At 65.3% G+C, this 16,889-nt stretch carries 18 protein-coding genes and 1 other RNA gene; 11 read left to right on the top strand and 8 right to left on the bottom strand.

Annotated elements, in window-relative coordinates; all coding sequences use genetic code 11:
* Positions 1-38: 38 nt before the first annotated feature.
* On the bottom strand, positions 39-791 hold the full coding sequence (locus ACOQOU_RS06360) for a YebC/PmpR family DNA-binding transcriptional regulator (RefSeq protein ID WP_306025055.1): 753 nt from the start codon (positions 789-791) through the stop codon (positions 39-41).
* A gap of 86 nt (positions 792-877) precedes the next feature.
* Here ACOQOU_RS06360 and ACOQOU_RS06355 point away from each other — a divergent pair, with 86 nt between their 5' ends.
* From ACOQOU_RS06355 to ACOQOU_RS06340, 4 genes are all read left to right on the top strand, one after another.
* The gene (locus ACOQOU_RS06355; protein WP_109768802.1) at positions 878-1,159 is read left to right on the top strand and encodes a hypothetical protein; all 282 of its coding nucleotides are present in this window, start codon (positions 878-880) and stop codon (positions 1,157-1,159) included.
* Positions 1,160-1,166: 7 nt separating this feature from the next.
* A complete protein-coding gene (locus tag ACOQOU_RS06350) occupies positions 1,167-1,637 on the top strand; it encodes a GFA family protein (RefSeq protein ID WP_306025056.1) in 471 nt (156 codons plus the stop codon).
* Between the two features lie 70 nt (positions 1,638-1,707).
* Positions 1,708-2,559 (top strand): MBL fold metallo-hydrolase, encoded by an 852-nt coding sequence (locus ACOQOU_RS06345; protein ID WP_420578853.1) that lies wholly within the window; start codon positions 1,708-1,710, stop codon positions 2,557-2,559.
* 70 nt (positions 2,560-2,629) lie between these two features.
* Positions 2,630-2,995, top strand: coding sequence for a hypothetical protein (locus tag ACOQOU_RS06340; protein WP_306025057.1), 366 nt, complete (start codon positions 2,630-2,632; stop codon positions 2,993-2,995).
* A 21-nt stretch (positions 2,996-3,016) separates the two neighbouring features.
* On the opposite strand, the gene ACOQOU_RS06335 is transcribed toward ACOQOU_RS06340, so the two are convergent.
* The 4 genes from ACOQOU_RS06335 to ssrS all read right to left on the bottom strand — a co-directional run bounded on the left by ACOQOU_RS06335 (position 3,017) and on the right by ssrS (position 5,449).
* Positions 3,017-3,793, bottom strand: coding sequence for a DUF4344 domain-containing metallopeptidase (locus ACOQOU_RS06335; RefSeq protein WP_306025058.1), 777 nt, complete (start codon positions 3,791-3,793; stop codon positions 3,017-3,019).
* Positions 3,794-3,833: 40 nt separating this feature from the next.
* Entirely contained in the window at positions 3,834-4,655 is an 822-nt protein-coding gene (locus ACOQOU_RS06330) for a TIGR00282 family metallophosphoesterase (protein ID WP_109768798.1), read from the bottom strand.
* Between the two features lie 9 nt (positions 4,656-4,664).
* Entirely contained in the window at positions 4,665-5,249 is a 585-nt protein-coding gene (locus ACOQOU_RS06325) for a 5-formyltetrahydrofolate cyclo-ligase (protein ID WP_109768842.1), read from the bottom strand.
* 44 nt (positions 5,250-5,293) lie between these two features.
* A non-coding RNA gene (gene ssrS, locus ACOQOU_RS06320) (6S RNA) lies at positions 5,294-5,449 on the bottom strand.
* 179 nt (positions 5,450-5,628) lie between these two features.
* Here ssrS and ACOQOU_RS06315 point away from each other — a divergent pair.
* A complete protein-coding gene (locus tag ACOQOU_RS06315; RefSeq protein ID WP_306025059.1) occupies positions 5,629-6,627 on the top strand; it encodes an NAD(P)-dependent alcohol dehydrogenase in 999 nt (332 codons plus the stop codon).
* A gap of 17 nt (positions 6,628-6,644) precedes the next feature.
* On the opposite strand, the gene ACOQOU_RS06310 is transcribed toward ACOQOU_RS06315, so the two are convergent.
* Together ACOQOU_RS06310 and ACOQOU_RS06305 are read right to left on the bottom strand one after the other, a co-directional pair.
* Positions 6,645-6,998, bottom strand: a complete 354-nt coding sequence (locus ACOQOU_RS06310; RefSeq protein WP_109768796.1) for a cell division protein ZapA — start codon at positions 6,996-6,998, stop codon at positions 6,645-6,647.
* Between the two features lie 25 nt (positions 6,999-7,023).
* Positions 7,024-7,296, bottom strand: a complete 273-nt coding sequence (locus ACOQOU_RS06305) for a DUF4164 domain-containing protein (protein ID WP_109768795.1) — start codon at positions 7,294-7,296, stop codon at positions 7,024-7,026.
* A gap of 282 nt (positions 7,297-7,578) precedes the next feature.
* Between ACOQOU_RS06305 and tkt the strand changes: the two genes are divergently transcribed.
* From tkt to ACOQOU_RS06290, 3 genes are all read left to right on the top strand, one after another.
* Entirely contained in the window at positions 7,579-9,582 is a 2,004-nt protein-coding gene (gene tkt, locus ACOQOU_RS06300) for a transketolase (protein ID WP_306025060.1), read from the top strand.
* Between the two features lie 42 nt (positions 9,583-9,624).
* Positions 9,625-10,632 (top strand): type I glyceraldehyde-3-phosphate dehydrogenase, encoded by a 1,008-nt coding sequence (gene gap, locus ACOQOU_RS06295; RefSeq protein WP_109768793.1) that lies wholly within the window; start codon positions 9,625-9,627, stop codon positions 10,630-10,632.
* A 175-nt stretch (positions 10,633-10,807) separates the two neighbouring features.
* Positions 10,808-12,001: a phosphoglycerate kinase gene (locus tag ACOQOU_RS06290; RefSeq protein ID WP_109768792.1), complete on the top strand. Its 1,194-nt coding sequence runs from the start codon at positions 10,808-10,810 to the stop codon at positions 11,999-12,001.
* Positions 12,002-12,068: 67 nt separating this feature from the next.
* Here ACOQOU_RS06290 and ACOQOU_RS06285 read toward each other — a convergent pair whose 3' ends face one another.
* The gene (locus ACOQOU_RS06285) at positions 12,069-12,536 is read right to left on the bottom strand and encodes a hypothetical protein (protein WP_306025061.1); all 468 of its coding nucleotides are present in this window, start codon (positions 12,534-12,536) and stop codon (positions 12,069-12,071) included.
* 277 nt (positions 12,537-12,813) lie between these two features.
* Here ACOQOU_RS06285 and ACOQOU_RS06280 point away from each other — a divergent pair, with 277 nt between their 5' ends.
* The 3 genes from ACOQOU_RS06280 to ACOQOU_RS06270 all read left to right on the top strand — a co-directional run bounded on the left by ACOQOU_RS06280 (position 12,814) and on the right by ACOQOU_RS06270 (position 16,786).
* Positions 12,814-13,836, top strand: a complete 1,023-nt coding sequence (locus ACOQOU_RS06280; protein ID WP_306025062.1) for a class I fructose-bisphosphate aldolase — start codon at positions 12,814-12,816, stop codon at positions 13,834-13,836.
* A gap of 90 nt (positions 13,837-13,926) precedes the next feature.
* Positions 13,927-14,712: an SGNH/GDSL hydrolase family protein gene (locus tag ACOQOU_RS06275; protein WP_306025063.1), complete on the top strand. Its 786-nt coding sequence runs from the start codon at positions 13,927-13,929 to the stop codon at positions 14,710-14,712.
* 142 nt (positions 14,713-14,854) lie between these two features.
* A complete protein-coding gene (locus ACOQOU_RS06270; RefSeq protein ID WP_306025064.1) occupies positions 14,855-16,786 on the top strand; it encodes a propionyl-CoA synthetase in 1,932 nt (643 codons plus the stop codon).
* The last annotated feature ends 103 nt before the right edge of the window (positions 16,787-16,889 follow it).

The raw sequence follows: 16,889 nt of genomic DNA, 5'->3' as shown, positions 1-16,889 counted from the left end.
CACCCTCAAGGGGGGAGAGGGGCGCCGCCCTGACGCGTTCAAGCGCTCAGCCGCTCCATCACATCGTCCGCGATGTCCTCGTTCGAATAGACGTTCTGGACGTCATCATCCTCGTCGAGCGCGTCGAGCAGCTTGAGAAGGGTGCCCGCCTTGTCCTCGTCGACAGGCGTCTCGTTCTGCGGCTTCCAGATCGCATTGACGGATTCGGCCTCGCCCAGCGTCGCTTCCAGCGCTTTTGAGACGGCGCCCAGATCCTCGAATGCGCAGGTGATGGTGTGGCCGTCCTCATCGGTTTCGACATCCTCGGCGCCCGCTTCGATCGCCGCCTCCATCACCGTGTCCGCGTCGCCCGCCTCGGGCTTGTAGACGATCTCGCCAACCCGGTCGAACATGAAGGAGACCGAGCCGGTCTCGCCCAGCGAGCCGCCGTTTTTGGAGAAGGCCGCGCGGATGTTGGAGGCCGAGCGGTTCAGATTGTCGGTCAGCGCCTCGACGATGACCGCGACGCCGCCGGGCCCATAGCCCTCATAGCGCATCTCCTGATAGTCCTCGCCGCCGGCGCCGGTGCCCTTGTTGATGGCGCGCTGGATGTTGTCCTTGGGCATGGACTGGCCCTTGGCGTTCTGCACGGCCAGGCGCAGGCGCGGGTTCATGTCCGGATCGGTGACGCCGCCGCCCATTTTCACCGCGACGGTGATCTCCTTGGACAGGCGCGAGAAGAGTTTCGAGCGCGCGGCGTCCTGCCGGCCCTTGCGGTGCATGATGTTCTTGAATTTGGAATGACCTGCCATGGCGGTTCTGTTCTGCTTGACGTTTTCGGAATCCCGCGCGCTTTTATGAGAGAACGATTGCAAGGTCCAGTTCCGGGGAAAGATGCATGACCGAATTCGGTGTGGCGTTGGCGATGATCGGCCTTTTTGTCTGGCTGCTCCTGAAGGAGAACTCGCGGCGCGGGGTGAAGACCGTGCGCGCCTATCTGTTCATGAACGCGCTGGAGGAGGGCAAGAGCGTTGCCGAGGCCAACGAGGCCGCGAGGATCGATCCGAAGAATATTCCCAAGAGCCACATTCGTGCGACCATGCTCTACCTGCAGGAGCATCATCGCGGCCGACAGGGGCCGCTGATGAAAAAGGCCGAAGCGGCCGGGCTCCAATGGTGAGGGCGTGATGAGCCATGCATTCCACCAGCGGGGCGGCTGCCAGTGCGGCGCCATCCGCTACACGCTGACCGAGCGGCCCCGGGCCGTCTATTGCTGCCATTGCATCGAATGCCAGAGGCAATCCTCTTCGGCGTTCGGCATATCGGTGCGCGTGCGGCGTGCGGCCCTGTCCGTCGAGGGCGAGACCGCCAAGTTCAACAAGACGTCCGGCGACAGGCTGACGGTATGCGAATTCTGCCCGCACTGCGGCAGCCGGCTGTTTCACAACCGGCCGGCCCATGAGGATCTGCTGACCATCAAGGGTGGAACCTTCGACGACACAAGCTGGCTGAAACCGGTTGGCCATATCTGGCTGAAGTCAAAACAGGCCTGGGTTTTGATCCCCGAAGACGGGTTGCGCTTTGACGCCCAGCCGGACGACTATGACGTTCTGAGCGTCCGCTATGCCGAGCAGTGGGGACCGCCCGGCCGGGAGTGAGAGCCTCTGGCGGACAGGCGCGGGCGTTCTATCCGGGAGAGGGAACCGACGTTTGTTTTCGGGAGTTCCGATGCGCCGCCTTGTAACCGCCCTTCTCACCGCTTCTGGCCTGGCCGCCGCGCTGCCCCTGGGCTCTGCCAGTTCAGCCATGGCGCAGGCTTCCGGCGACGAGCCGGTCAGCCAGTGCCTTGCGATCGCGCAGGCTCTGCCGCGCGTGATGTTCGCCTCGGCTAGCGCCAGCCCGCTGGCGGTCGATGGCGATGTGACGATCAGCTTTGCCGGCCATTCCACCTACTGGATCGAGACCCCGGCCGGCGTGACGATCGCCACCGACTTTTCCGGCGTTTACGGCCACACGCCGACGCCGCGCGTCGTCACCATGAACCGGGCCCATTCGACGCACTTCACGCTGAACCCCGATCCGGCGATCGAGCATGTCTTTCCGGGCTGGGACAGCGGCAATCCGGAGGGCGCCGACCACGACACGGTGATCGACGATGTCTATGTGCGCAACGTGACCACCGACATCAGGCGCTGGGACACGACCGCGCTGACGGCGAACCAGAATTCTATCTTCATCTTCGAGGTGGCGGGCCTGTGCATCGGCCATCTGGGCCATCTGCACCACAGGCTGACGGACGACCATTTCGCGCAGATCGGCCGGCTCGACATCGTCATGGTGCCGGTCGATGGCGGGCTGACCATGGCGCATACGGGCATGGCGGAGATCACCACGCGGCTTCGCTCGTCGATCGTCCTGCCGATGCACCTGCGCGGCAATTCCATCGACCGCTTCATCGCCCTGATGGGGACGGACTGGGCGGTCGACTTTCTCGATGGCGATGCGATCACGGTCAATGTGCGCGACCTGCCCGAACGGCCGACCATCATCGTGCCGGCGAGCCTTGCGCGGCGCGGATGAACGGCGGCCGCCACAGCGGCGGCACATTTGCCTTTAGACTGGCGCCGGAGTGAACGCGGAGGAAAGAGCAATGAGACTGGGTTCAGCCCGCCGGATGGCCGGCGCCGGCCTTGCCGCCGCACTGGGCGCGGCGATGCTCGCCGCCTCGGTCGTTCCCGCCGATGCGATCAGCCGCGTCCGCAGCGACCTCAATTCCTGCGCCGCGGTGCAGGCGGTGGTGCAGCGAGAGGGCGCGGTGATCCTGCAGCACGCCTCCAAGCGCGTGCCGAACTATCTGCTCTATGACCGCTATGTCGCCAATCGCAGCTTTTGCGCGTTGGGCGAGGTGCTCGAGCGCGAAACCGTGCCCGCCGCCGATACGGCGTCGTGCCGCGTTTATGTCTGCAAGCGCTACGAGCCGCGCTTCAACGACGAACGCTTCATCTTCCGGCATTGATGTTTCGGGCCGACCGCGTGTTCAGCGCTGTTCGGCCAGCGCGAACAGTTCGTCGATGAACTCGTAGCACATGACGATCTCGACCGTGTCGAGGTCGTACCAGGCATTGGCTTCGCCGCAGTCGGCGGCCACCAGCGCCGGCACTTGCGGCCAGCGGAAGGTCTCGCCGACATAGCCGGCAATGTCGGTCAGGATGCCGGTGTCCGCCAGAAAGGTCCGCATCTCAGGCAGGGCGCTGTCTTCGAGCGCGACCTGCGCCGGCGGGGCGGATGCGCCCTCTTCGCGCAGATAGGGTTCGAGCAGCGCGTCCCAACTTTCGATCGCGGTTTCCGCCTCGATCTCGCAGGCAGCCTGCTGGTCTGGGTCCATCTCGGTCCAGCGCACCGCCTCGTCATACCGCTCGGGGTCGAGGCCCACGGCGTGGCAGACGATGCGCAGGCCGCGCTGGATGTCGAGATCGTGCACGCCGAAATAGTCGAGCGGCGTGCCGCCGGCCTCGGTCAGATCGTGCATGATCAGCATCGCTTCGGCGGCGTCGAGCAGGATGTCGACGTGATCGTCATAGATGGTCAGCACTTCGAGCGTGGCGAAGCTGTCGGCCGCATCCTCCTCCTGGCCGATGACCGGCAGGGCGAACTGGTCGATCACCGCATGGCCGATCTCGTGCAGCACGATGTGGATGATGTTGGAGGCGACGAAGGCCTCCGCTTCGCTCATCTCGTCCTGCGCGGCGGCCGGCGGCGACCAGAGCAGCGGCAGCGCAAGCATGAGGGCCGGGACTGTCTTGCGCTCTGGCATCAGGCACTCCTTCGCCGATCGGGCATCCGTTGCCTGGTGGCTACCACCAGGACGGCATCGTTTCTTCGAGCCGCGGGCCGATGCGGATCGGCGCGATCCGTTCGCACAGGCCCGTACGGTCGGAGATCTCGACGGCGACACCGCACAGGGTCGCCGGACCCGTCGCCGCCTCGAACCGGCCCCTGGGCACCTTGGTCAGGAAGCGGTTGAGCGGCTCCTCCTTTTCCATGCCCAGGGAGTGGCCATAGTCGCCGCACATGCCGACATCGGAAATATAGCCCGTGCCGCCGTCGAAGATGGTGTGATCGGCGGTCGGCGTGTGGGTGTGGGTGCCGACGACCAGGCTGGCGCGGCCATCGACGAAATGGGCGAAGCACACCTTTTCCGAGGTTGCCTCGGCGTGAAAATCGAAGACGACGCAATCGAAATCGCGGCCGAGCCGGCCGCCGTCGAGCTGGCGTTCGGCGGCGACGAACGGATCGTCCAGATCGGGCGACATGAAGACACGGCCCATCAGGTTGGAGACCATGACGCGCGCGCCGTTGCGCGCCTCGAAGACGCCCATGCCGCGGCCGGGCGTGCCGTCGGGATAGTTGGCCGGCCGTAAAAAGCGCTCCTGCCGCTCGGCGAAGACCAGCGCCTCGCGCTGGTCCCAGACATGGTTGCCCGTGGTCATCACGTCGGCGCCCGCGTCCAGCGTGTCAGTCAGGATCGTCTCGGTCACGCCGAAGCCGCCCGCCGCGTTCTCGCCGTTGACGATGGCGAAATCGATATGGTGGTCGGCGATCAGGCGCGGCAGCCGTTCGTAAACGGCGGTGCGGCCCGACCGGCCCACCATGTCCCCCAGAAAGAGCAGTCTCATGAAGCCGTCCTATCGCTGCGTCGGCAGAGCCTGCAAGCCGTTTTCGGTCAGCACTGTGTGAAGCGGCACATCGTGGGGTTCGGCAGGGACCCGCTCGACGCGCTGGCATTCGAACGCCAGGCCGACGAGACGGGGTGATCGGCCCTTGGCGTGAAGCCGGGCGATGGCGCGATCGTAGTGGCCGGCGCCATAGCCGATGCGGTTGCCCGCATCGTCGAACGCCGACAGCGGCACGAGCATCAGGTCGGGATCGAGCTCTTCCGCTTCGGGGCCCGGCGCCCTTGTGCCGAACGAGCCTGTGACCAGCGGCATGTCCGGGTCATGGCGGCGGAAGACGATTGTCTGGCGGTCGATGACGGCGGGCAGGACGATCATGGCGCCGCGCGCGGCGAGCGCCTCCATCAGCGGGCGCGGGTCGATTTCCGAGCGGATCGGCCAGAAGCCGGAGACGATGTCGCCGGGCTTGAAGCCGATGGCGTCCGCCTGGCCGGCCAGCGCCTGCGCGGCCTGGGTGTGGCGATCGGCGCCGAGCGCGTCGCGCCGGGACAGCGCCATGGCGCGAATATCGGCTTTGTCGGCGCTGGTCCCGTTCATTGTTCCATCCGGCGGCGTGCCCGGCCGGTACAGGCCGGCGACGGTTGCCAACCGCGGCAGTCGGTGGAGAACGGCATCCCGGGAACCTACAGAAGTAGGTGGGTGCCAGATGATCGGGTCCACGGACCCGGCCAGCGCCAGCTCCCTTAGGATGCGTAAGGCCCCGGGGAATTGTCTCCTGCCACAAAGCGCAGTCGGCGTGAGCAATATAGGACCGGAGCGGGCTCGCCGCCAGTGGTCAGCGCCGCCTTTTGGGCGGGGCCTGCGCCCTGGAGCCGGCCTATGCCGTCATGATCGCGGCAAGGACGGATCTTGCCGGTTTTCCAGGCCTGTCGGGATGCATATGTCTAAGGGCAAGGGACAATGAAGGAGCACACAGATGCGCGCAGCGACCCATGACCGCTATGGCGGCAGCGATGTCGTGACGATCGCCGAGATCGACGAGCCGGTAATCGCCGACAACCAGCTTCTCGTCGCGGTCCACGCGTCGAGCGTGACGACGGCCGACTGGCGGCTGCGCGCTTCTGCGTTTCCCGGCGGCATGTGGCTGGCCGGCCGTTTGATGACCGGCCTTTCCCGGCCGCGGAACCGCGTCCTCGGCATGGAGTTTTCCGGCGTGGTCGCTCGCACCGGTTCGAGAGTGACCCGTTTTGCGACTGGCGATGCGGTCTTCGGCAATGCCGGATCGGGCGCGCATGCCGACTATCTTGCCATCGACGAGGATGGGGCGCTGGCCGCCAAGCCGCCGGCTCTGTCTCACGCCGAGGCCGCCAGTCTGCCGTTCGGCGCGGTGACGGCGCTTGTCTTCCTGCGCGATTTCGCCAGGCTGAAATCCGGCCAGCGAATCCTGATCATCGGCGCCTCCGGAGGCGTGGGTGTCCATGCGGTGCAGATCGCGCGGCACATGGGCGCCCATGTCACCGGCGTGACCAGCACGGACAATGTGAAGCTTGTTGCGGATCTGGGTGCCGATCGCGTCGTCGATTATCGCAAGGAAGACCTGAACGAAATCGGCGGGAACTTCGATCTCGTCTTCGATACGGCCGGCATTGTGCGCTTTGCCCGGGCGCGCCGGCTTTTGAACGCCGACGGGCTGTTCCTGCCGCTGGAGTTCGGCATTGGTGACGTGCTGACGGCCATTCGATGCGCCATCACAAGGAGCCGCCAGCGGATCGGGCTGCACGTTTCGGGCGACGCGCAGGCCGATGTCGAGGCGATTGCCGACATGGCCGCGACGGGCGCGCTGAATCCGGTCATCGACAGCCGCTATCCGTTATCTGAAATCGGCAGAGCCCATGAGCGGGTCGAGACGCGGCACAAGCGCGGCAGCGTCATCATCGATGTGCGGCCGGACGACGAGGCGCCGCCCGCCGCGTGACGGCATTGACGGCGCCGTCAGGCGATCTTCGCGGTCACCGATTCGATCTTGTCGGCGAGCGCGGTCAGCCGTTCGGTCAGCGTCTCGTCGACCCGGTCGGCCTTGGACAGCGCCTCGTCGCGGGTCTTGCGCACGCTGTCCAGTTCGCTCTCCAAACCCTTGACCCGCTTTTGCAGTTCGGAGAGTTCGTCCATGATCATGATGCCGGCCATCACCGTCAGCCGCAGATCGCCGATCTCGCCGAACGAGCCTTTCAGGTGGGTGACGTATTTGTCGAGCCGGCCGGCCAGATCGACCAGATGATCCTCCTGGCCGGGATCGCAGGCCATGCGGTAGCTTTTCTGGTCGATGGTGACGGTGACCTGGCTCATGTCGGCTTCTTTCCCGTTGCGGCGGTCAGCGGTCGAGAACGGCGCGGATCGTCTCCATCGCCGTCACCAGCCGCCGCGACACTTCCTTGTTGACGTCCTCGAGCCGCACGGCGCGGGCCTCGGACGCATCGAGTTCCTCGGCCAGCCGCGCGCGATCCGCGTTCAGCCGCTGCACTTCTTCCTCGGCGTCGGAATATTCGCGACGGATTTCCGCCGACCGGTCGACCGCGTCGTCCAGGGCGGACAGCGCCTTGTCGAGACGGTCAAAGACCTGTGAGAGCGTTTGCGGACCGTTCATGGCGGTGGGTTTATGGACTGATGATCGATGTTTGTCAGCAACAATAAGGCGTTAGCGTGGCTCAATGAGACAGGGCTTAAACCTGCCCGCGCACGCGCCGATCGGCAATGCCCCGGCCGGGCCGATGCACAGTTTTCCTGTGCCTGGCGCCGTGCCGGCGGCTTTGTTGACTCCGCATCCCCACCTGCTATGTGTCGCGCGCAATTTTCTGGTCCGGAAATGCCCCCGCGTCCCGACGTTCCGGGACCCGCGCTCAAACCCGATATCAGCGGAAATCCTCTCATGATCCCACGCGAAAAACACGACCGGATGGCCAATGCGATCCGTGTCCTGTCCATGGATGCGGTGCAGGCCGCCAACTCCGGCCATCCGGGCCTGCCAATGGGCGCCGCCGACATTGCCACGGTCCTATTCACGCGCTTCATGAAGTTCGATCCCAAGCAGCCGAACTGGCCCGATCGCGACCGCTTCGTGCTGTCGGCGGGCCACGGCTCGATGCTGCTTTACAGCCTGCTTTATCTGCTGGGCTATGAAGACATCACGATCGACGAGATCAGGAATTTCCGCCAGTTGGGCTCGAAGACCGCCGGCCATCCCGAATATGGCCATGCCGCCGGGATCGAGACGACGACCGGACCGCTCGGCCAGGGCCTTGCCAACGCGGTCGGCATGGCAATTGCCGAGCGCAAGCTGCGCGACGAGTTCGGCGCCGATCTGGTCGATCACAAGACCTATGCTCTGGCCGGAGACGGCTGCCTGATGGAAGGCATCAGCCAGGAAGCGATCACGCTGGCCGGGCATCTGAAACTGTCCAACCTGATCGTCATCTGGGACGACAACCGCATCACCATCGACGGCGCGGTGTCGCTGGCGGATTCGACCGACCAGCCGGCGCGCTTTGCCGCCAGCGGCTGGGCGACCGAGACCGTCGATGGCCACGATCCCGACGCGATCGCCGCCGCGCTCGAACGCGCACAGAGTGCCGATCGGCCGACGCTGATCGCCGCGCGCACGACCATCGGCTTCGGCGCGCCAACCAAGGCCGGCACGGCCAAGGCGCATGGTTCGCCGCTTGGCCCCGAGGAAATCGCCGGCGCACGGGCGTCGCTTGGCTGGGATGCCGAACCGTTCGACATCCCGTCCGACATTCTCGACGATTGGCGCGTGGCGGGCCTTGCGGCCTGCAAGCAGCGCGTTGCCTGGGAAAAGCGACTTGAAGAGGCGGGCAACGGCAAGCGCAGCGAGTTCGAGCGGCGCATGCGCGGCGATCTGCCGGCCTCGTTCGGCAATGCGGTCGCCGACTACAAGGCGCAGCTCGCCAAGGACAAGCCGAAGGTCGCCACGCGCAAGGCGTCGGAAATGGCGCTCGAGGTGATCAACGGCGCGCTGCCCGAGACGCTGGGCGGTTCGGCCGACCTGACCGGCTCCAACAACACCAGGACCGAACAGACAGCGCCGATCACGCCGGACGATTTCTCGGGCCGCTATCTCCATTACGGCATTCGCGAGCACGGCATGGCCGCCGCGATGAACGGCATCGCGCTGCATGGCGGGCTGATCCCCTATGGCGGCACCTTCCTGGTCTTTTCCGATTATGCGCGGCCGGCGATGCGCCTGTCCTCGCTGATGGGCATTCGCGTCGTCTATGTGATGACCCACGATTCCATCGGCCTTGGCGAGGACGGCCCGACGCACCAGCCGGTCGAGCATCTGGCGGCGCTGCGCGCCATTCCCAACCATCATGTGTTCCGCCCGGCCGATGCGATGGAAACCGCCGAATGCTGGGAGCTGGCGCTGGGCGAAGCCAAGACGCCGGCGACAATCGCGCTGACGCGTCAGGGCCTGCCGGCGTTGCGCACCGAGACATCGAGCGAGAACCGCTGCGCGCTGGGCGCCTATGAGATGGCGACGGCCGGCGAGCAGACCGCCGTGACGCTGTTCGCCTCGGGCTCGGAAGTCCAGATCGCGATGGAAGCGAGGGCACGGCTCGAGGCGGCGGGCTGTCCGACGCGTGTCGTCTCAGTGCCCTGCATGGAGCTTTTCGAGCGTCAGGACCCCGACTATCAGCGCGCCATCATCGGCGACGGCGGCGTGCGCATCGCCATCGAGGCGGGCGTCTCGCAGGGCTGGGCGCGGTTCATCGGCGAGGACGGCGTCTTCATCGGCATGGACAGCTTCGGCGCCTCGGCGCCCCAGGAAGAACTCTACGCCCATTTCGGCATCACCGCCGACGCGGTCGTCGCAGCCGCCGAGGCGCGGCTCGAGCGCCAGACCGACGCAGCCTGACCATCGCGCCACTCCATCTGCTTCTCACGACGGGAGACCAACATGTCCATCAAAGTTGCCATCAACGGATTTGGCCGCATCGGCCGCAACGTGGTGCGTGCGATCTACGAATCGGGCCGCACCGACATCGATATCGTCGCCATCAACGATCTGGGCCCGGTGGAAACCAACGCCCATCTGATGCGCTACGATTCCGTGCATGGCCGCTTTCCGATCGACGTCCAGGTCGAGGGCGACACGATCAAGGTCGGCAAGGAGAGCTTCAAGGTGCTGTCCGAGCGCGATCCCAAGAACCTGCCCTGGGGCGAGATGGGCGTCGACATCGTCATGGAATGCACCGGCATCTTCACGGCGCGCGACAAGGCGGCGCTGCATCTGGAAGCCGGCGCCAAGCGCGTGCTGGTCTCGGCGCCGGGTGCCAATGCCGACAAGACGATCGTCTATGGCGTCAATGACGATGTGCTGACCGCCGACGATCTGGTCGTCTCCAACGCGTCGTGCACGACCAACTGCCTGGCGCCGGCCGCCAAGGTGCTCAACGATGCAATCGGCATCGAAAAGGGCATGATGACGACGATCCACTCCTATACGGGCGACCAGCCGACGCTCGACACGATGCACAAGGATCTCTACCGCGCCCGTGCCGCGGCGATGTCGATGATCCCCACTTCGACGGGAGCGGCCAAGGCGGTCGGGCTGGTGCTGCCCGAACTGAACGGCAAACTGGACGGTTTCGCCATGCGCGTGCCGACGCCGAACGTGTCGGTGGTCGATCTCAAGTTCATCGCCAAGCGCGAGACCTCGGCCGACGAGATCAACGAGGCGATCCGCAGCGCGGCCAACGGTCCGCTCAAGGGCATTCTGGGCTATACCGACGAAAAGCTCGTCTCGATCGACTTCAACCACAATCCGCATTCGTCGATCTTCCACACCGAGAAGACCAAGGTGATGGACGGCACCTTCTGTTCGATCCTGACCTGGTACGACAATGAATGGGGCTTTTCCAACCGCATGGCGGACACCGCCGTCGCGATGGGCAAGCTGATGTAGGGCAGGACCCCAAACGGAACGCGATCAGGGCCGCCCGCCGGGCGGCCCTTTGCGTTCGCGGCCCGCCAGGATGAACCGCACACCCGCCGAGTGACGCGTCCGCCCGATAATCGTTGAAATCGCCGGCCTGACTTCATAGGACACGGGGGTCACCGCTTCAAAAAAGGTCAACGCCATGCCCTTCAAGACCCTCGACGACCTGACCGGCCTTTCCGGCAAGCGCGTGCTCGTGCGGGTCGATCTGAACGTGCCGATGGAGGATGGGCACATCACCGACACGACACGGATCGAGCGGGTCGCGCCGACGATCCTCGAGCTGTCGGCCAAGGGCGCCAAGGTGATCCTTCTGGCGCATTTCGGCCGGCCCAAGGGCAAGGTGGTGCCCGAGATGTCTCTGGAGCCGGTCGCCCGCGCCGTCGAAGAGGTGCTGGACCACCGGGTCTTCTTCACCCCGGCATGCACCGGAGACGCCGTCGCCAGGCGCATCGAGGGCATGGCGCCCGGCGATATCGTCCTTCTGGAAAACACCCGCTTCCACGCCGGAGAGGAGGCCAACGATCCCGCCTTCGCCAAGAGCCTTGCCGACAATGGCGACATTTTCGTCAATGACGCGTTCTCGGCGGCGCACCGGGCGCACGCCACCACGGAGGGTTTGGCGCGGCTGCTTCCTGCCTATGCCGGCCGGACCATGCAGGCCGAACTCGAGGCGCTCGAAAAGGGTCTTGGCAATCCGCAAAAGCCGGTCGTCGCCATCGTCGGCGGCGCGAAAGTGTCGACCAAGATCGACCTTCTGGAAAACCTGGTCGCCAACGTCGACGCGCTGGTGATCGGCGGGGGAATGGCCAACACCTTCCTCGCCGCCAAGGGCATCGATGTGGGCAAGTCGCTGTGCGAGCACGATCTGGCGGACACGGCCAACGCGATTCTTTCCAAGGCCAACGAGACCGGCTGCGCCATCGTTCTGCCGGTCGATGCGGTCGTTGCGCGCGAATTCAAGGCCGGCGCCGACAGCGAGACCGTTCCGGTCGATCAAGTGCCTGCCGATTCGATGATCCTCGACGTCGGGCCGGCAACCGTCGGCAAGATCAATGGCTGGATCTCCCAGGCCAACACCCTGGTCTGGAACGGCCCGCTCGGCGCCTTCGAGATCGAACCCTTCGATGCGGCGACGCTGGCGGCAGCCCGGCACGCTGCGGCCGAAACCGCCAGGGGCGAACTCGTCTCGGTGGCCGGCGGCGGCGATACGGTTGCTGCGCTCAACAAGGCGGGCTGCGCCGCCAGGTTCAGCTATGTGTCGACGGCCGGCGGCGCCTTCCTTGAATGGATGGAAGGCAAGACCCTTCCCGGCGTTGCGGCGCTTGAGGGCTGACCGCACCGGTTTCTGCGCGGTCTTCGAGCGACTGGGGGCCGGCCTGGTGTGATGCCAAGGGGTTGGATCAGAAGGTCCAGCAGCCGCCGCAACACACCTTGCTGCCGCATTGGAAGCAACACGTGCTGCATTCCATGTCGACGCCGATCGATTGTGCGCTGTTCATCAGGCTGGCTTCGGCCTCGGCGAATTCTTCGAGATCGACGATCGGCGTGAGTTCCACCTCTTCGAATAGAGACGGATCGTCGTCGGCGGCCTGGAGGAACGCTGACATGCTTGGCGCAATGCGGCTGATCCGGGCTTCAAGCCCCTGCACGTCGCCCTCGCCAACATGCTTGGCAAAGCGCAATTCCATGGCAATACAGCATACCGGATTGCCGCAAATCGGCGTGCAATTGGAGCGTGCAATCGTCTCTTCGATATAGCCAATCGTGACGTCCGGGTCGAACGTCTCGATCATGTCTTGATCTTGGGCTTGCGCCATAGCGACGCTTCCAAATATCATCAGAAAGATAGTCAGTACGGCTCGATGCATATCTTCCTCCGTTAGCAAAATTATACATTGAAATGTTTGAACGAAACGCAGCGGGCGGCAAGTATCACTTTGGTCGGAAGTCCGCAACGATGATGAGTATGGTGCCCGGCGTTGCGGCGCTTGAGGGCTGAAATCGCACGGCTTTTAACCTTGTGCGGCGAATTCAACAGGTTTGAACCGGTTGAATTCCTTTCAATCGATTGAGTGGACGTTCGTCGCCTTTGACGCGCCAAACCGGTCTGCTATGCGAGCGCAAATTCTTCCATGGAGAGACCGCATGAGCGAACGGCTTGAGGATATTGCGCAACAGATGGTGGCACCGGGCAAGGGTATCCTTGCGGCCGACGAATCCACCGGCACGATCAAGAAGCGCTTCGATTCCATCGGCGTCGACAACACCGAGGACAATCGCCGCGACTATCGCGAGATGCTGTTCCGGACCGACGATGCAATGCGCGAGAGCATTTCCGGCGTCATCCTGTTCGAGGAGACGCTGCACCAGAAGGCGGCCGACGGAACGCCCTTCGTCGATCTGATCCGCGCAGCCGGCGCCGTTCCCGGCATCAAGGTGGACAAGGGCGCAAAGCCGCTGGCCGGTTATGCCGGCGAAACCGTCACCGAGGGGCTGGACGGGCTGCGCGAGCGGCTCGATACCTACTATGATGCGGGCGCGCGCTTTGCCAAGTGGCGCGGCGTGATCGCGATTTCCGGCGCGCTGCCGACGGCCTATGCGATCCATGCCAATGCGCATGCGCTGGCCCGCTACGCCGTCTTGTGCCAGGAGCAGGGCATCGTGCCGATCGTCGAGCCGGAAATCGTCATGGACGGCGCGCCGGGCGACCATTCGATCGACCGCTGCGCGCAGGTGACCGAGGCGGTGCTGACCGAGGTCTTCTCCGAACTGCATCAGGCACGCTGCATGCTCGAAGGCATGGTGCTCAAGCCCAATATGGTGATCGACGGGCAGAAGGCACGCACCGCATCGGTCGAAGAAGTCGCCGAGAAGACCGTCGCCGTGCTCAAGAAGACCGTTCCGGACGCGGTCGCCGGCATTGCGTTCCTGTCGGGCGGGCAGTCCGACGAGGAGGCAACCGCGCATCTTTCGGCGATGAACGCGATGGGCGACCTGCCCTGGCCGCTGACCTTCTCCTATGGCCGGGCGCTTCAGGCGGCGGCGCTGAAGGCGTGGAGCGGCAAGGCGGAAAACGTCGCCGCCGGCCAGCGGGCCTTCGCGCACCGCGCGAAGATGAACGCGCTTGCGGCAACCGGCCAGTGGAGCGCCGACCAGGAAGCGGCCTGATCGCAGTCGGGCCGTTTCGCCAAACGGCCCGCTTCCAACCGGCGCGGTTTTTGCCTAATGTCTCGGCCCTGCGGACCATCAGGCAGGACCATGACCGATCTCGAGAAACCGCCGACCACAACGGCGCTCTATTCCTGGGCCATGTTCCCCGTCTATGCGTGGCAGGGCGTCCGGCTGCGCATGCGGATCGAACGCCTGTTGCCCGCGCCGGTGCCCACCGAGGGCACATTTCCCGGCAATTCGCCGGAAGTGCGCCTTCTGGTGATGGGCGATTCGACCGTCGCCAGCGTCGGCATGGAGACGCTCGAGGACACGCTCGCCTTCAACATCGCCAAGGCGGTCAATGACGAGACCGGCTGGCCTGTTTCCTGGCGCGCCGCGGGCGGCAATTCGGCGACGGCCTCGGACTTGCGCGATTTCATCGTGCCGCATGTCGAGCAGCGGGACTGGACCCATATCGCGCTGTCGGTCGGCATCAACGACATGAAGAACTTTCACATGGTGCGCCGCTTCAAGCGCGATTTCGGCGCGCTGCTCTATTCGATGCGAACGCGCTTTCCCCAGGCCCGTATCGTCTGGTGCCCGATACCCGACATGCGCCAGTGCCCTGCGCTGCCGACCACGCTGGGCCGCATCCTTGCGGCGCGCGCCGAACTGATCAATGCGATGGGCGCGCGCATGTGCCGCGAGCGCGGCGCGATCGTCACCGATCCGGTGCCGCCGCAGGGCATCGATGCCTTCGCCCGCGACGGGTTTCATCCCAACGGCGAAGGCTACCGTGTCTGGGGCCAGCATTTCGCGCGCTGGATCGTGCCGCCGCGCGGCGAGGCCGATTCGCTGCCCGACGAGGTCACGCCATTGCGCCGGACGGCCTGACCGGCCGCGCTGCGCCAAACCATCGTCGGATGGACGGGCCGCGCCGGCAATCCTATGACAGACGATCATGCAGGCGGGTCGGCAGGCGCCAGAACGCCGTCCGGGAGGGCCGGGCCTGCGCCGCCATCGAGGAGGAGCGCAGATGGGCAAGCCGTCGGAGTATGGCCGCGTTTACGCGGAGTGGAAGGACAATCCCGAAGGGTTCTGGGCCGAGCAGGCCGAACAGATCGACTGGTTCGAACCGTGGACACGCGTGTTCGATCCCGATCAGGGTGTCTATGGGCGCTGGTTCCCCGGCGCCAAGTGCAACACCTGCTTCAACGCCGTCGACCGTCATGTGGAACGCGGACGCCCCGGCCAGCCGGCGATCATCCACGACAGCCCGATCACCGGCACCAAGACCGTGATCACCTATCAGGAACTGCGCGAAGAGGTGCAGGCGCTGGCCGCGGTCTTGCGCGATCTGGGCGTCGAAAAGGGCGACCGGGTCATGGTCTACATGCCGATGGTGCCCGAGGCGTTGGTCGCCATGCTGGCCTCGGCGCGTCTCGGCGCGGTCCATTCGGTCGTCTTCGGCGGTTTTGCGGGCAACGAACTGGCGACGCGGATCGATGATTGCCATCCCAAGGTGATCGTCACCGCATCCTGCGGGCTCGAGCCGAACCGGACGGTCGAATACATGCCGCTGATCGAGCACGGGCTGGAGGAAGCGCATTTCGCGCCATCGAACCTGGTCGTGCTGCAACGCCCGCAGCACGCCGCAGAGCTCAAGCAGGGACGCGATATCGATTATCGCGCCGCCGTCGATGCCCACAAGCACAAGGGCACGGTCGTCGATTGCGTTCCGGTCGATGCGACCGACCCGCTCTACATCCTCTACACATCGGGCACGACGGGCCAGCCCAAGGGCGTCGTCCGCGACAATGGCGGCCACATGGTGGCACTCGAATGGAGCATGTCGGCGATCTACGACATCGAGCCGGGCGAGGTGTTCTGGGCGGCATCCGATGTGGGCTGGGTGGTCGGCCATTCCTACATTGTCTATGCGCCGCTCCTGCATGGCGCGACCACGCTGATGTTCGAGGGCAAGCCCGTCGGCACGCCCGATGCCGGCGTCTTCTGGCGCGTCATCGAGGAGCATCGCGTGGCGGCGCTGTTTACCGCGCCGACGGCGATCCGCGCGATCAAGAAGGAAGACCCCAGGGGCGAACTGGTCGGCGATTATGACCTGTCGTGCCTGCGCACGCTGTTCCTCGCCGGCGAGCGTGCCGACCCCGACACGATCAAATGGGCGGGCGCGACGCTCAACGTGCCGGTGATCGACCATTGGTGGCAGACCGAAACCGGCTGGACCATCGCCGGCAACCCGGTCGGCCTCGGCAAGCTTCCCGTCAAGATCGGCTCGCCCACCGTGCCGATGCCGGGCTATGACGTGCAGGTGCTGGACGATGAGGGTCATCCGGTCGCCGACGGCACGCTCGGCAACATCGTCGTCAAGCTGCCGCTGCCGCCATCGTGCCTGCCGACGCTGTGGAACGCCGACGAGCGGTTCCGCTCCGCCTATCTCGAAGAGTTCCCCGGCTACTACAAGACAGCCGATGCCGGCTATATCGACGATGACGGCTATCTGTTCATCATGGCCCGCACCGACGACATCATCAATGTCGCTGGCCACCGCCTGTCGACGGGCGGCATGGAGGAGGTGATCGGCGGTCATCCCGATGTCGCCGAATGCGCTGTGATCGGCATCGCCGACGATCTCAAAGGCCAGTTGCCGGCCGGCTTCCTGATCCTCAATGCGGGCGTCGACAAGGATCCGGCCACGGTCGAAAAGGAAGTGGTCAAACTGGTGCGCGAGGAGATCGGGCCGGTTGCCGCCTTCAAGATCGCGCTGACGGTCAAGCGCTTGCCGAAGACGCGCTCGGGCAAGATCCTGCGCGGCATCATGCAGAAGATCGCCGATGGCCAAGCCTACAAGATGCCCGCCACGATCGACGACCCGGCCATTCTCGACGAGATCGCCGAGGTCGTGAAGACGCGCGGCGTCGGCGCGGTCGGCAAGAAGGTCGCCTGAACGCGGACAGTGGCTCTGCTTCTGTCCGGCGCCGCCGAACGGCCGGGCAATTGAAATCGTCGGCCCCGTCGCCATATGCCGGCCATCGGTGTGAGGGCGGACA

It is taken from the genome of Oceaniradius stylonematis, assembly GCF_965223445.1.
Taxonomy (GTDB): domain Bacteria; phylum Pseudomonadota; class Alphaproteobacteria; order Rhizobiales; family Rhizobiaceae; genus Roseitalea; species Roseitalea stylonematis.
This window is presented reverse-complemented; position numbering and strand designations above follow the sequence as displayed.